Annotated in this window: 14 protein-coding genes; 9 read left to right on the forward strand and 5 right to left on the reverse strand. The window is 73.0% G+C overall.

Annotation, left to right across the window (positions count from 1 at the left end; translation table 11 throughout):
• Positions 1–24: 24 nt before the first annotated feature.
• Positions 25–1,671 carry an AAA family ATPase gene (locus AB0873_RS04910; RefSeq protein ID WP_366598454.1) on the reverse strand — a complete coding sequence of 549 codons (1,647 nt, stop codon included), beginning with the start codon at positions 1,669–1,671 and terminating at the stop codon, positions 25–27.
• A gap of 212 nt (positions 1,672–1,883) precedes the next feature.
• Between AB0873_RS04910 and AB0873_RS04915 the strand changes: the two genes are divergently transcribed.
• On the forward strand, positions 1,884–2,420 hold the full coding sequence (locus AB0873_RS04915) for a DUF1697 domain-containing protein (RefSeq protein ID WP_366598569.1): 537 nt from the start codon (positions 1,884–1,886) through the stop codon (positions 2,418–2,420).
• Between the two features lie 168 nt (positions 2,421–2,588).
• Complete coding sequence (locus tag AB0873_RS04920; protein ID WP_366598455.1) at positions 2,589–3,440, forward strand: aldo/keto reductase; 852 nt, start codon at positions 2,589–2,591, stop codon at positions 3,438–3,440.
• On the opposite strand, the gene AB0873_RS04925 is transcribed toward AB0873_RS04920, so the two are convergent.
• A complete protein-coding gene (locus AB0873_RS04925; RefSeq protein WP_366598570.1) occupies positions 3,425–3,982 on the reverse strand; it encodes a GNAT family N-acetyltransferase in 558 nt (185 codons plus the stop codon). The two genes, AB0873_RS04920 and AB0873_RS04925, sit on opposite strands and share 16 nt — an antisense overlap.
• A 102-nt stretch (positions 3,983–4,084) precedes the next feature.
• Here AB0873_RS04925 and AB0873_RS04930 point away from each other — a divergent pair, with 102 nt between their 5' ends.
• Genes AB0873_RS04930 through AB0873_RS04940 form a run of 3 tightly spaced genes read left to right on the forward strand, consistent with a single transcriptional unit; the run spans position 4,085 to position 6,532 of the window.
• Positions 4,085–4,639 (forward strand): NAD(P)H-dependent oxidoreductase, encoded by a 555-nt coding sequence (locus tag AB0873_RS04930; protein ID WP_366598456.1) that lies wholly within the window; start codon positions 4,085–4,087, stop codon positions 4,637–4,639.
• A 25-nt stretch (positions 4,640–4,664) separates the two neighbouring features.
• Positions 4,665–5,678: an ATP-binding cassette domain-containing protein gene (locus AB0873_RS04935; protein WP_155333838.1), complete on the forward strand. Its 1,014-nt coding sequence runs from the start codon at positions 4,665–4,667 to the stop codon at positions 5,676–5,678.
• Positions 5,675–6,532 (forward strand): ABC transporter permease, encoded by an 858-nt coding sequence (locus AB0873_RS04940; RefSeq protein WP_155333839.1) that lies wholly within the window; start codon positions 5,675–5,677, stop codon positions 6,530–6,532. Before AB0873_RS04935 ends, AB0873_RS04940 begins: the two co-directional genes overlap by 4 nt.
• Positions 6,533–6,659: 127 nt before the next feature.
• Here AB0873_RS04940 and AB0873_RS04945 read toward each other — a convergent pair whose 3' ends face one another.
• Both AB0873_RS04945 and AB0873_RS04950 read right to left on the reverse strand, forming a co-directional pair.
• The gene (locus AB0873_RS04945) at positions 6,660–10,052 is read right to left on the reverse strand and encodes an AAA family ATPase (RefSeq protein ID WP_366598457.1); all 3,393 of its coding nucleotides are present in this window, start codon (positions 10,050–10,052) and stop codon (positions 6,660–6,662) included.
• 346 nt (positions 10,053–10,398) lie between these two features.
• On the reverse strand, positions 10,399–11,088 hold the full coding sequence (locus AB0873_RS04950) for a hypothetical protein (protein WP_366598458.1): 690 nt from the start codon (positions 11,086–11,088) through the stop codon (positions 10,399–10,401).
• Between the two features lie 153 nt (positions 11,089–11,241).
• On the opposite strand from AB0873_RS04950, the gene AB0873_RS04955 reads away from it, so the two are divergent.
• From AB0873_RS04955 to AB0873_RS04970, 4 genes are all read left to right on the forward strand, one after another.
• A complete protein-coding gene (locus AB0873_RS04955; RefSeq protein WP_366598459.1) occupies positions 11,242–11,679 on the forward strand; it encodes a helix-turn-helix domain-containing protein in 438 nt (145 codons plus the stop codon).
• Complete coding sequence (locus AB0873_RS04960) at positions 11,672–12,040, forward strand: DUF4180 domain-containing protein (protein ID WP_366598460.1); 369 nt, start codon at positions 11,672–11,674, stop codon at positions 12,038–12,040. Before AB0873_RS04955 ends, AB0873_RS04960 begins: the two co-directional genes overlap by 8 nt.
• A gap of 113 nt (positions 12,041–12,153) precedes the next feature.
• Positions 12,154–12,375: a hypothetical protein gene (locus AB0873_RS04965; RefSeq protein WP_366598461.1), complete on the forward strand. Its 222-nt coding sequence runs from the start codon at positions 12,154–12,156 to the stop codon at positions 12,373–12,375.
• Positions 12,376–12,410: 35 nt separating this feature from the next.
• Complete coding sequence (locus AB0873_RS04970; protein ID WP_155333843.1) at positions 12,411–12,731, forward strand: GYD domain-containing protein; 321 nt, start codon at positions 12,411–12,413, stop codon at positions 12,729–12,731.
• 87 nt (positions 12,732–12,818) lie between these two features.
• On the opposite strand, the gene AB0873_RS04975 is transcribed toward AB0873_RS04970, so the two are convergent.
• Complete coding sequence (locus AB0873_RS04975) at positions 12,819–14,429, reverse strand: DHA2 family efflux MFS transporter permease subunit (protein WP_366598462.1); 1,611 nt, start codon at positions 14,427–14,429, stop codon at positions 12,819–12,821.
• Between the last annotated feature and the right edge of the window lie 159 nt (positions 14,430–14,588).

Raw genomic sequence — 14,588 nt, forward strand, 5'->3', positions numbered from 1 at the left:
CTCTTCCCGTCGTTGACGCACACCCTAGAACTCGACCGCCCGCCCGCCCTGCCGCCGCTGCGGCGGCGCGCCGGGACGGGCTGCCGCACCCGTGGCGCCGGGACGGCCGCCGAGGTCCCAGTCCTCCGCGGCGGTGGCGGCGACGGCGCGGGTGTCGGCCCAGGAGCGTACGGCGTCGATCCGCTCGGCCTGGGTGACGCTGAGCGGGACCATGCTGGCCAGGGCCCGGACCAGGTCGTCGCGGCGCAGCGGGCGGCGTTCGGAGAACGCGTCGAAGAGCCCGGCGACGACGGCCTGTTCGATCTCGGCCCCGGAGTAGCCCTCGCTGAACCCGGCGAGTTCGGCGAGCAGCGCGTCGTCGAGGGCGAGTTCGCCGGCCACGGCCGGGTTGCGCAGCCGCCGGGCGAGGTGGACCCGCCAGATCGACGCCCGCTCCACGCGGGTCGGCAGGTCCACGAAGAAGATCTCGTCGAAGCGTCCCTTGCGGAGCAGTTCCGGAGGAAGCGCCTCGATGTCGTTGGCGGTCGCGATGACGAAGACGGGGCGGGTCTTCTCCTGCATCCAGGTCAGGAAGGAACCGAAGACCCGGGCGGAGGTGCCAGAGTCGCCGGAGGCGCTACCGGAGAAGCCCTTCTCGATCTCATCCACCCAGAGCACGCAGGGTGCGGTCGCCTCGGCCGTCCGGATGGCGGTGCGCATGTTCTGCTCGCTGGATCCGACGAGCCCGGCGAAGACGCGGCCGACGTCCAGCCGTAGCAGCGGCAGGCCCCACGCCGCGGCGATCGCCTTCGCGGTCAGCGACTTGCCGCAGCCCGGCACGCCGGTGATCAGGACGCCCCGGGGCGCGGGCAGCCCGTACGCCGCCGCCTCGGCCAGCCAGGACCCGTCCCGCTTGGCCAGCCACCGCTTCAGGTTCTCCAGCCCGCCGACGTCGCCGAGGTCGACCGCGGCGTCGACGAACTCCAGCAGCCCCGACTTGCGGACGGTCTGCCGCTTCTCCTCGTGCACCACGTCGAGGTCGCGGGCGTCGAGCACCCCGTCGTTCACCATGGCGCGGGCGAAGGCGTTCTCCGCTTCGTGCAGGGTGAGCCCGAGCGCCGCCTTCGCGAACCGTTCCCGGCCGCGGTCGTCCAGCGCCATCCGGATCCGGCCGCTGGCGGAGTTGGCGGCGATGATCCCGTCCAGTACCTGCCGGATCTCCGCCTCGGTGGGCAGCGGAAAGTCGACGATCGTCACGTCCTTCTCCAGGTCGGCCGGGATGTGCAGCACGGGCGAGACCAGGACGAGGGTGCGCGGCACCGCGCCGGACTTGAACGCCGCCACCAGGTCCCGCAGCCGGCGGACCACCGCGGGACTGCCCGGCCGGTCGCCACCACCATGGGCCGGGTGCAGGTCCTTGAAGATCAGGACGCTCGGCTGGTCGACCCGGAGCGCGGCGTCGAGGGCGTCCTCGGCTTCGGTGGTGCCCTTGCGGGCGGCGCCGTCAGGCTGCACGAGCCCGGTGGTCAGCGACCAGGTCCAGACGGCGCGAGGCGTACGGACGAGGGCGGCGTCCCGCGCCACGGCGCTGACCTCGGCAATGACCCGCTGCTCCTCGGACGACTCGACGTAGAGCATCGGGAAGCGGGCCTTGAGCATCTGTGCCAGTGCGTCTCGGAACGCCGTCGCCACCGTCGGTTCCTCCCCCCGCAGAGCGCATCCGACCAGCGCGGACTCTAGCAGTCGACAAGATCAGAACGCAGGCTGCCGAATGGCCGATGGTCGCCACCGAACGTCCGGTGGCGGGGCCACTGTTCGGTCGCTCCAACCGCGGTAGGAGCGTGCCACGGGTGGCTGTCGGATGCCGGCGTTAGGCTGCGTGGCGAGCGGAGGGGGCGGTGTCGATGACCCGTTGGGTGGGCCTGCTGCGCGGGGTCAACGTCGGCGGCGTCCGCCTCGCGATGGCGGATCTGCGCCGCCTCGTCGCCGACCTCGGTCACCAGGACGTGCAGACCTACCTCCAGAGCGGCAACGTGGTCTTCGGCAGCACCGTCCGCGACGCCGACGCCCTGGCCCGTGGCATCGAGCGGGCGCTCGCCGACGAGTTGGGGCTCACGGTGCCGGTGCTGGTCCGCAGCGGCCGGGAGATGGCGGCGGTGGCCGGCGGCAACCCGTACGCCGACCGGGAGGACGACCCGACGCGGCTGCTGGTGGCCTTCCTCGCCGCCACGCCGGCGACGTCGGCGGTGGCCGGGCTCACCGTGCCGGGCGGCGAGACCGTGGCGTTCACGGTCACCGGGCGGGAGGTGTTCCTGCACTACCCGGACGGCGGCTACGGCCGGTCGAAGTTCACCAACACGTACCTGGAGAAGAAGCTCGGCGTCGTCGCGACCACCCGCAACTGGCGGTCGGTGCGCACGCTCGCCGAGCTGGCGGCGTAACGGTTCGGCCACGGGTGACGAGCGGTGGATGGATCCACAGCGCGAGCGGCTACCGGCCCGACGAGGACCTCGTCCGGCACCTGGTGCCGGCCGACCTGACCTGAGATGTCGCCCGGTTCTCCGGCCGGTGCCGGTGAGCCGGGCACGTTCGGCGGGTATGCGGCACGAATGGCCTACCCGATCCCGAACATCAGCTTGAACGACGGCAACACCATTCCGCAGCTCGGCTTCGGGGTGTTCCAGATCGCCCCGACGGACACCGTGCGGGCGGTGCGCACCGCCCTGGACGTCGGCTACCGACACATCGACACCGCCGAGATGTACGGCAACGAGGCCGAGGTGGGCCAGGCGGTCCGCGAGTCGGGGCTGGACCGCCGCGAGGTCTTCGTCACGAGCAAGCTCAACAACGGCTTCCACCGGCCGGACGTCGCGCGGCGGGCCTTCGACTCCACGCTCGCCGCCCTGAAGATGGACTACATCGATCTCTTCCTCATCCACTGGCCGCTGCCCACCCTTTACGACGGCGACTACGTGTCGACGTGGAAGACGCTGGAGGAGTTCCGGCGCGACGGCCGGGCCCGCTCGATCGGAGTGTCGAACTTCCAGGTCGCGCACCTGGAGCGGCTCGCCGCCGAGACCGGCACGGTGCCGGCGGTGAACCAGGTCGAGGTGCACCCGTACTTCGGTAACGAGGAGGTGCGCGGGTACGACCACGGGCACGACATCGTGACCGAGGCGTGGTCGCCGATCGCGCAGGGGAAGGTGCTCGACGATCCGACCGTGAGCGACATCGCTGAGCAGGTGGGGCGTACGCCGGCCCAGGTCGTGCTGCGCTGGCACGTGCAGCGCGGCGACGTCGTCTTCCCGAAGTCGACCACGCCCGCCCGGATCGAGGAGAACTTCCGGATCTTCGACTTCGAGCTGGACGACGCGACGATGGAGCGGCTCACCGGGCTCGACCGGGGGGAGGCGGGCCGGCAGGGCCCCAACCCGGACACGTTCGACTACGTGCCGGCCTGACCTGCCGTCCGGCGACCGGCGCGACCCGCGCCGGCCGGGCGGACCCGGCGCTGGTCGCCCAGGTCGGCCCGCCAGTCGTTGACGCGCATGGTGTGGCCCGGCGGGTACTCGAAGTCCGTCGCCCCGATCAGCACGAACCCGGCCCGCCGGCACACGGCGTTGGAGGCCGGGTTGTCCACCGACGGGTAGGCGTGCGCGTGCCGCCGGGTCCGCCGGGCGCGGGCCACGTCGAGCACCGCGCGCACCGCGGCCGAGGCCAGCCCCCGCCCCTGGTACGCGGACAGCACCGCCCACCCCATCTCGTAGACCTGCTCGCCGCGCCACTCGCGTTCCCAGTACCCGACGCTGCCGACCTTCGTCCCGTCGGGCAGCGCGATCGTGTACATGCAGCCGCCGCCGGTGGCGCCGAACCCGGCGTACCGTGCGTTGCGGGCCACCACCTGCTCGTCGGTCTCCGGCCCCCCGGTGTGCCGCCGGATCTCCGGGGCGTTCAGCTGCCGCAGCAGGTCGAGGTCGTCCGCCTGCCAGGGGATGATGCGCATGTCGCTCACGCGTCCAGTGGACCACCCGCCACCGACGGTCCGGTCCGCCAGATCGGATCTGGCGGACCGTCTGGCGCCCTCCCGGTGAGAGGAGGTGGAGTCATGACACCGCTGCGGCTCACCGTGATCATCGGCAGCACGCGGGAGGGGCGGGCCGGCGAGGAGGTCGCGCGCTGGTTCGTCGCGCAGGCCCGGCGGCGCGCCCAGCTCACCGTCTCCGTCCTCGACCTCGCCGACTACGACTTCCCGGCCACCTGGCCCGCCGAGGCGACGCCGGCGATGCGCTCCTTCGCCGGTGAGGTGGGCCGCGCGGAGGCGTTCGTCGTGGTCACCCCCGAGTACAACCACAGCTTCCCGGCGTCGTTGAAACAGGCGATCGACTACGCGTACGACGAGTGGCAGGCGAAGCCCGTCGGTTTCGTGTCGTACGGGTGCGGTTCCCTGGGTCTGCACGCGGTCGACCAGCTCCGCACGGTCTTCACCGCGCTGCACGCCATGACCGTCCGGGACGTCGTCGGCGTCGACCTGCTCTGCGGCGGGCCCACCCCGCTCGCCGAGGACCGGCTGAGCCGGGACGCCGCGGTCCTGCTCGACCAGCTCGCCTGGTGGGGCCTGGCACTGCGGGACGCCCGGGCAGCCCGCCCGTACGTCTCCTGAAGTTCCCCGAAGAGAGGTAGAGATCATGAGTACGCGCACCACCGGCCCGGCCGTGGAGGCCGAGGGCCTCCGCAAGGCGTTCGGGTCGACCCGGGCGCTCGACGGCCTCGACCTGCAGGTCCCGGCGGGCACCGTCTACGGCCTACTCGGCCCGAACGGTGCGGGCAAGACCACCGCCGTCCGGGTGCTGGCCACCCTGCTGCGTCCCGACGGTGGTCGGGCCCGGGTCTTCGGCCACGACGTGGTCGACCAGGCCGACGCGGTCCGCTCCCGGGTCAGCCTGACCGGCCAGTACGCCTCGGTCGACGAGGACCTGACCGGCATGGAGAATCTGGTGCTCCTGGGCCGCCTGCTCGGGCTGCGCAAGCCGGCCGCCCGCGATCGAGCGGAGAGCCTGCTGGCCGCGTTCGGGTTGACCGAGGCCGCGGGTCGGCAGGTGAAGAAGTACTCCGGTGGCATGCGCCGGCGCCTCGACATCGCCGCCAGCATCCTCAACACGCCGGATCTGCTCTTCCTCGACGAGCCGACGACCGGGTTGGACCCGCGCAGCCGCAACCAGGTGTGGGAGATCGTCCGGGCGGTCGTGGCGCACGGCACCACGGTGCTGCTGACCACGCAGTACCTGGACGAGGCCGACCAGCTCGCCGGCCGCATCGCGGTGGTCGACCACGGCCGGGTGATCGCGGAGGGCACCCCGGGCGAGCTGAAGTCGTCCGTCGGCTCCGGCACCGTCCACCTGCGCCTGCGCGACGCCGGGCAGCGGCCGGAGGCCGAGAAGGTGCTGCACGCGGCGCTCGGCGTCCCGGTGCAGCTGGAGCCGGACCCGGTCGCGCTCACCGCCCGCGTCGGCGGCGAGGGCTCCGACCTGGCGGCGAGCGAGCAGGCCGCCCGCGCTCTGGCCGACCTGGCCCGCGCCGGCATCGTCGTCGACGACTTCTCCCTCGGCCAGCCGAGCCTGGACGAGGTCTTCCTGGCCCTGACCGACCACCCCGCGACCCCGACGGACGAGCGGGACGAGCAGCTGGAGGCAGCCCGATGAGCGACACCGCCACCACCACGACCGGGCGGGCCCCGTCCGTCTACGTCCCGTCGACCGAGGCGCTGGCCACGGTCCTCGCGCCCGGCGAGCGACCGCCGAGGCCGGGCGCGCTGTCGGCGTCGCTGACGTTCGGCTGGCGGGCGCTGCTGAAGATCAAGCACGTCCCCGAGCAGCTGTTCGACGTGACCGCGTTCCCGATCATCATGGTGCTGATGTTCACGTACCTGTTCGGCGGCGCCCTCGCCGACAGCCCCCGTGCCTACCTGCAGTTCTTCCTGCCCGGCATCATGGTGACCAGCGTCGTCATGATCACCATGTACACGGGTCTCGGTCTCAACAACGACATCGAGAAGGGCGTCTTCGACCGCATCCGTACGCTCCCGGTGTGGCGGCCGGCCGCCCTGGTCGGGATGATCTTCGGCGACGTGCTGCGCTACGTCCTCGCCGCCGTGGTGATCCTCGGCGTCGGCCTCGTCCTGGGCTTCCGCCCCGACGGCGGCGTGCTCGGTGTGGTCGCCGGGATCGGCCTGCTGGTGGTCTTCTCGTTCGCGTTCTCCTGGGTCTGGACGTTCTTCGGCCTGGTCCTGCGCAGCGAGAAGTCGGTGATGGGGGTCAGCATGATGGTGCTGTTCCCGCTGACCTTCCTCAGCAACGTCTTCGTCGAGCCGGCCACGATGCCCGGCTGGCTCCAGGCGTTCGTCAAGGTCAACCCGATCACGCACCTGGTGGCCGCGGTCCGCGGGGTGATGGCCGGCTCGCCGGACGCGACGAACACGATGTGGCTGCTGCTGTGGAGCGCCGGCTTCGTGGCCGTCTTCGGCACCCTGACCATGTACCGCTACAACCGCCGCTGACCGCGGACCGGCGCGGGCGCCGCCACCTTCGTGGCGGCGCCCGCCCGGCGGCGTGCTTCCCGAGATCTTGGAAGAAGGTGGCCCTCGGGAGGGCCGTTTCCTTCCAAGATCTCGTGGTTCACGGGTGTTACAGGTGCCAGCGCGGGGGGTCGGGCGGGAGGTAGCGGCAGGAGCCGCCGGTGGAGACCGTCTCGCGCAGGTGCGCCGCGAGGGCCGGATGCCGGTCATCGAGGCGACGGAGCGTGTCGCGGATCCGGGCGGTGACCGCCTTGCGGGCGCGTTCGGCCTGGTCACCCAGGCGCCGGGTGCGTCCCGCCAGGCCCGCCGCCGCCCGCAACTCGTCGAGCAGGGCGGCACGCTCGGCGTCGAGGGCGGCGACCTTGCGCTCGTCGCCACGGGCGGCGGCCCGGTCGATCTCGTCGTCGAGCCGCTCCAGGTGGCGCCGGTAGCGGGCCTTGGCCTCGTCGTCCAGGACCGGGTCTGCACCGAGCCGGTGCGCGGCTACCAGGTCGGGCCCGGCAGCCGGGTCGAGCAACTCGACCGCGGCGACGTCCACACCGGGACGGCTGAGCAGCAGGTGCAGATCCTGAAGCCCCTTGGCGTCCGGAAGATGCGCCACCACGCCGCCGTAGACCAGCCGCCACACGTCACCGTCGCGCCGGAACTCGTGGACCTCCGTCGGCGGGCGGTCCTGCGGCACGGGCGGCGTTGCGCCGGGGGGCGACCACGGCAGCGGCGCCATCCAGTCCGGCCCGATCATCGTCGCCATGGCGGAACATCCCCGCGCGCCCGCCCTCGGCGAGCCCGGTTCTGCCGGTGTCGTCGACGAGCCGGGCTCCGGGACGGCCGGCTCGGTGGTCGGCGGGCCGGACCCGGGTGTGGGCGCCGGTGTCTCGCCGAGGCGTTGGAGCACCTGGGCCATGCCGAGCGCGGCGGCTTCGCGTACCGTCGCGGCGCGCAGCTCGGCGGCGGCGGTCGCGTCGCCGGGCTTGTCACGGCCGGTCAGCGCGACGACCAGACCGGCGCGGGCGAGCAGCGACCAGGGCCGGGCGCCCATCCGGTCGGCTGATTCGCGGGCGGCGCCGAAGCCGGCGACCGCGTCGTCCCACCGCTGCCGCGCCAGGTCGATGAGCGCGAGCCAGTGGTCGACGGGCCCACTGACGTCGCATCCGAACAGGGCCGCGAGCCACTGCCCCCGGTACGGTTCCAGCGCCTCCCGTGCCTCGGCGCAGCGGCGGGCGTCCCCGGTGCGGGCGGCGACCTGGGCACGCAGGCGTAGCCACAGCGGCGACACCGGCCGGGGGTACGGGGCACCGGCGGCCTCGATCTCGGTGACCAGGCGGACGGCGGTCGCCACGTCGCCGCGTTCGGCGGCGGTGATGCCGCGGACCAGTTCCAGGTAGGTGTGGTCGGTCGGGTCGAGCCCGTGCAGCAGCGTGTCGATCTCGTCGTACCGGCCCTGCAGCAGCAGCAGCGACCAGCGTAGGTGGTGCCCGAGATAGCCGTGCTCGGACTGGTCCCACTCGCCGAACCCGACCAGCTCGCCGAAGAGCGCGTCGGCCCGGGCGAAGTCGCCCCGGCAGGCGGCGATGATGCCGCCGTCGATGGCACCGGCCATCCGGTGCCGGTCGACGTCGGACCCGCGGCCCGCCGAGACGAACGCGGCGTGCTCCTGTGTGTAGCGGGGATCCCCGAGCTCCAGCAGCGCCACCCAGCGAAGGCTGGTCGCCCACATCTCGGTCTCGCGGTCGCCGCTGCGGCGGGCGACCTCGCGGATCTCGGCGGTGATCGTGGCGCGGTCGGCGGCGCTGCCGAGGCCCCAGGTGGTGTGGTGGCGGGCCCAGAGGCTGAAGGTGAGCGCCTCGTCGTCCCGGCCGCGGCGGGCGAGCGTCTCGGTGGCGGTGATCAGGTCGGTCACCACCGTGGCCGCCGGCAGCGTGTCGTCGGGCTCGCCGATGAGCCGCCGGTACGCCTCGCGCAGCAGCGCGTCCGTCTCGACCACCTGCCCGACGGGCGTCCAGCCGTGCCGGTGGACGGTGAGCGCGGCGCGGGCGAGCAGCGCGGGATCGTCGATCTCGAGGGCCAGTTCCGCCGCCTCGGCGAGGAGCCGTCGCGCCTCGTCCCGGCCGCCGGAGTGCGACAGCTGCTCCCCCAGCTCGGTCAGGATCCGGACCCGGCGGGGCGGGTCCTCGACGATCTCCAGGGCCCGGCGGTAGTGGACGGCCGACTCCTCCAGGGCCATCCGCCCGCTGGCGTCCCGCGCGGCGGCGACGAGCAGGTCGGCGACCCGGGACGGGTCGAGCATCCCGGCGCCGAGCCAGGCGTGGCGGGCCAGGTCGGCGGGGATGAGCCGCTCGGTCAGCGCCGGCTCGCGGTCGACGGCCCGGACGACCGCCGCGTGCCGGTCCCGGCGCTCGGCCTCGTCCAGCCCGTCGTAGAGCGTCTCCCGCACCAGGTCGTGGGCGAACGCGAACCGCCCGCCGCCGCGGGCGACCACGAGCCGGGCCGTCACGGCACGGTCGAGGAGGCGGTCGACCTGGGCCGCCGGGGTGCCCGCGCAGGCGGCGAGGACGGACCGGTGGAACTGCCGCCCCAGTACGGCGGCGACGGTGAGCGCGTCGACCACCACGTCGGGAAGCTGGGCGAGCCGGCGACGCACGGCCTCGCGGACACCCGGGGCGATCAGGTCGACCGCGCCATCGACCCGCCAGAGCCGCGCGGTCTGCTCGACGAAGAACGGGTTGCCGCCGGTGCGCCGGTGCACCTCGTCGAGGAGGGCGGCGTCCGGCTCCCGGCCGGCCGTCCGCGTCATGAGCGCCCCGACCTCGTCCCGGCTGAGGCCGTCGAGCGTGACCGTGGTCGCCTTCGTCACCAGCGGCATCAGCAGCGGGCGCAGCGGGTGGTCGGCCGCCTCGACCTCGGCGTCGCGGTACGTGCCGATGAGCAGCAGCCGCTCGAACCACGTGTGCTGGGCGGCGAACGCCAGCAGCCGCATCGAGGCCGGGTCGGCCCAGTGCAGGTCGTCGAGGACGACCACGACCGGCCGGCGCTGCGAGACGGCGACCAGCGCGGTCGTCACCGCGTCGTAGAGGGCGAACGCCTCCTCGTCCCCGCCGTCCGCGCCGGAGGCGGCCGTCCCGGTCCCGCCCGCTGCCGACGAATCCGCCCCGTCGCCCCGCACCGCCGGCGTCTCGCCGAGCAGGGCGGCGAGGCCGGGCTCGGCGGCGGCCCGGGCGACCGCCCAGTCGTCCGCCGAGCGGCGCAGGCCCCGGACGACCTGGACCCACGGCCAGTGGCCGGGGGCGCTGTCGGAATCCCAGCAGGCGGCGCCGAGCACCAGTGCGCCGCGCTGGCGGGCCTCCTCGGCCAGCGCGGTGACCAGCGTGGTCTTGCCGATGCCCGGCTCCCCGGTCACCAGGACGAGACCGCCGTGGCTGGCGAGGGCCCGGTCGAGCTCCGCGCGCAGCAGGCCCGCGGGGTGCTCCCGCCCGATGATGGCCTCGACGCGCCGCGGCTCCATGACCTCCGCACGGTAGTCGAAGCCACCGACACGGCGCGCCGGACTTTCCCCCGACCACGGCGCGCACGACCTCTGCTGCAACAGTGGCGGAACGATTTCCACCTCAGGGAGGCGCTGTGACGCGGCCGGAAGACATGGTTCGACAGCCTGGCCGCGGCCGGCGAGTGCTACCCGCTGGGCGAGGAGTACGACGGCCACTTCAGCCTCGCGATGGATGCCGAGGGCACGATCCACCTGCTCTTCGACAGCCAGGTCAAGCGGATCGGCCCCGGCGTCACCGGCCTGGGCCGGCTGCTGGAGGGCGCGGAGGCCCCGAAGGGGCGATGATCGGGTCGCCGCCGCGGCGTCAGGCCCGGACCAGCGGCGGTGGCGGCGCGGGTGCGGCGTCGTCGGTCCGGTCCCCGGACGCGGAGCCGACCGCCGCCAGGACCGCGCAGACGGCGGCGGCGAGGTACGCGGCGCCGGCCAGCCACGGCACGGCCGTCATCGAGGCACCCACTCCCTCCCCGGCGAGCAGCCCGACCCCGACCATCTGGAACGCGGCGAAGGCGACGAGCAACCCGGCGACGAGACCGTCGTACGCGCGCCGCAGCCCGGCCGCGAGCACGCCGGCACCCGCCAGTAGCAGCACGGCCAGCCCGCCGGTCACGACCGCGTACATCTGGTACCGAACCGCCTCGTACGGCTCCCAGTAGTCCTCCACGGCGGACAGCAGGCCGACTGCCGCCACCACGGCCAGCGCCGCCGCCAGCACGACCACGACCACCGCCACGAGCCGGGCCCAGCGCCGCCGCGCCGCCACGGTGCCGGCGAGCAGCAGTGCCACGTACGCCGGCAGCGGCGCCACCTCGAGGAAGTACTGCGTCAACGGGTTGGCCGGCTCCGGCAACTCGGCCTCCACGTACGTCAGGTCGAGGCCGATGACCACCTCGCCGTCGTCGCCGGCGAACCACGGCAGGAGGAACTGCACGAAGGCCGTGAGGGCGAAGAGCACCAGTCCGGCGCGGCCGGCGCGACGCAGTGTCATCGGAGTCACGGACCGCCACAGTAACCGTCCGCGCTTCGCCGCGCCGCCCCGCTCGGGCCGGTCACCCCGGGCTCGGCACACCGGCGGTCAGCCTGACCGTCCACCCACAGCTCCACCCCTCATCATCCTCCAACCTTCCCTATCGGCTACGCTTAGGGAACGATGACGGAAGAAATGTACTCGGTCGAGCAGGTGGCGGAGCGGCTCGGCCTGCACGTGCGGACGGTGCGCGGCTACATCCGGTCCGGACAACTACGGGCGGTGCGGATCGGCAAGCAGTATCGGATCGCCGCCCGCGACCTGGCCGCGCTGACCGGTTCCGCCGCACCGGCCGCCCCGGTGCCGCCCGCTGGGCCGGTGGAGGTGTCCAGCATCGTCCGCATCGACGGCGTCGACCGGGCCGCCGCCGACCGGCTCGGCACCCTCGTCCAGGCGGGGGCGGCCACCCGCCACGACCCGGGCCCCCCGCTGCGGCTCCAGACCATGTACGACGACGAACGGAACCGGATGACCCTCGTGATCCTCGGCGACCCGACCGCCACCGCGGACCTGCTGCGCCTGGTCGACTCCGTGCTGGACGGGGTGCTCGGCGGTGACTGACGACATCCAGGAGCGGGCCGGCGTACCGGTGCTGGTGGTCGACCCGGCCGGGCCGGTGATCGCCACCGAGCAGGACGCGCTCGACCTCATCGGGTCGGCGTTCCTCGGCGCGCAGGTGGTGGCCGTGCCGGCGAGCCGGCTCGACGCAAGCTTCTTCTCGCTGGGCACCCGGTTCGCCGGCGAGATCATGCAGAAGTTCGTGAACTACCGGCTGCGGCTCGCGATCGTCGGCGACATCTCGGCGTACCTGGCGGAATCGTCGGCGTTGCGGGCCCTCGTCCACGAGTCGAACCAGGGTGGGCACGTCTGGTTCGTGCCCGACCTCGACGCGCTGGATGAGCGGCTGCGCGAGGCGGCCTGACACCCCGCGCGCCGCGCCACTCCGTCGCCCTGGAACGGGTCATCGGGTGTCCCCGTCGCGTTCGGCTCATCGACGGGATGCGTACTGGCCGCCGTACCGGGTACGCGCGGCCCATGGGTAGCCACAAGCCGAACAAGCATGATCCCGGCGGCGAGTCGGCGCGCGGGCGCCGTCATCCCGGCAGCGGGGCACGCGGTCACCAGGGTTCTCCGGTCGAGCATTCGCCGAAGGCCCGGCACCTGCGCACGGCGACCGGAAGCTCCGGCAGCGAGCGGGACCAGGGCCGCGCGAAGGTCGAGGGCCGCGAGCGCGTCCAACGGCAGGGTACGGGCTGAGCCCGGCTGCCGCAGCGTCTTGGGGAGGTGCCGAGATGGCGAAGTTCCTGCTGAGGTCGACCTACACGGTCGACGGGATGAAGGGCCTGAGCAAGGACGGCGGCACCAAGCGTGCCGACGTCGTACGCACGATGGTCGAGAACGTCGGCGGGACGATGGAGTCGATGTACTTCGGGTTCGGCGCGGACGACACGTACGTGGTGTGTGACCTGCCGGACCACAAGACCGCCGCCGGGCTGGCGATCGACATCCGGGCGGCGGGCGGCCTGGACACCCGGGTCACGCCGGTGCTGACGCCGCAGGAGGTCGACGAGGCGACCCGGGAGAAGGTCGAGTACACACCCCCGGGCATCTGATCACGCCGGTCCTGCCCCGGCCGCGACCACGTGCAGCGGGCCGCGCGAGGGCCGCCGGGACGTGCCCGGCGGCCCTCGACGGTCGGCTCAGTGGACGACGACGGGCGTCTTCGGCTGCTCCCCCGGCTCGCCGGGCTGGTCGTCGAGCAGGTGCGACGGCTCACGCCGGCGGGGCAGGAACGCGGCCGGCACGAACGTCAGCAGCACCAGCGCGAACGCCACCCAGAACGTCGTGCCGAAGGAGTTGGCGGCGTAGTCGAGGCCGCGCTCCAGGAGCGACGGGTCGACCGGCATCTGCTGGGCCAGTTCCGGCTGCTGCTGGACGGCGATGGCCAGCCCGGCCTCGGTGACCGGGTTGCCCTGCGGGTCGGTCGCACCGGGGATCGGCCGGGAGCCGTTCAGCTCGTTGGTGAGGATCACCGACATCACCGCGGCGCCGACGGAGCCGCCGATCTGCTGGAGGATGTTCACCAGGGTGGAGCCGCGCGCCACCTCGTGGCCGGTGAGCGTCTTCAGCGCGGAGGTCATGATCGGCATCATCGTGCCGCCCATGCCCAGGCCCATGACGAACAGCGAGCCGCAGAGCAGCACGTACGACGTGTTCGGGTCGACCTGGGTGAAGGTGAAGAACCCGGCGACGATCAGCAGCAGCGCGAACGGCACCGTACGCCCGACCGGCACCTTGTCGGCCAGCATGCCGGCGATCGGCATGGTGACCATCGCACCGAGGCCCTGCGGCGCCATCAGCAGGCCGGCGTGCAGCGTCGACTCGCCGCGGATCTGCAGGAAGTAGCTCGGGAACAGCAGGCCGGCGCCCATGAACGCGATGATGAAGACGAACAGGGTCACCGCCGCGACGGTCAGCCGGCGGTTGCGGAACAGCCGCAGGTCGAGCAGCGGGTGCTGGGGCTTGAACGAGTAGAGGACGAACGCCACCACCAGCGCGGCCCCGACCAGCATGGGCCCCCACACCTCGGAATCGGCGAACGTGCCGGTCTCGGGCAGCGTGGAGACGCCGTAGAGGAACAGGGCGAGACCCGGCGAGAGCATCAGCATGCCGAGGAAGTCGAAGGACTCGGACGGCTCGGGGTTGTCCTTCGGGAGGGCCAGCTGCGCGTAGACGAGCGCGATGACGCCGATCGGCAGGTTGATCAGGAAGATCCAGTGCCAGCTCGCCACGTCGATCAGCCAGCCGCCGAGGATCGGGCCGCCGATCGGGCCGAGCAGCATCGGGATGCCGAGGACGGCCATCAGCCGGCCGATCCGGTTCGGCCCGGCCGCCCGGGTCATGATCGTCATGCCGATCGGCATGAGCATGCCCCCGCCCAGGCCCTGCAGCACCCGGTAGCCGATCAACTCGCCGATCGTGTCGGCGGTGGCGCACAGACCCGACCCGATCGTGAACAACGCCAACGCGATCATGTAGAGGCGTTTCGTGCCGAACCGGTCGGCGGCCCACCCGCTGAGCGGGATCACCGTGGCCAGCGCGAGGGTGTAGCCGGTCATCGTCCACGCCACGCGGGCGTACGACGCGTCGAACTCGTTCTGGAACGTCGGCAGCGCGACGCTGACCACCGTCACGTCGAGGATCGACATGATCGCACCGAGCACGACGACACCGGCCACCTTGAGGACCGCGGCGTCGAGCTTGTCCGATGTCGGGACAGGCTGCGGTGCCGCGACGGATTGCTGTGTCACGAAATCTCCTGAAGTCGGATCAACCGAACGGGTGAGCGGTGGTGGCGGCGCGGCGCCTGCCGGCGGGCCGGCGCGACCTGCGAGGGGTGAACGCTCGCAGGAAGATTAGCCCTCGCCACCGACACTCCGCCTTCGGATTTGCGGGCAGCAGAGCTGTGA

Origin of the sequence: Micromonospora sp. NPDC047707 (assembly GCF_040704235.1) — a bacterium.
Lineage (GTDB): Bacteria > Actinomycetota > Actinomycetes > Mycobacteriales > Micromonosporaceae > Micromonospora.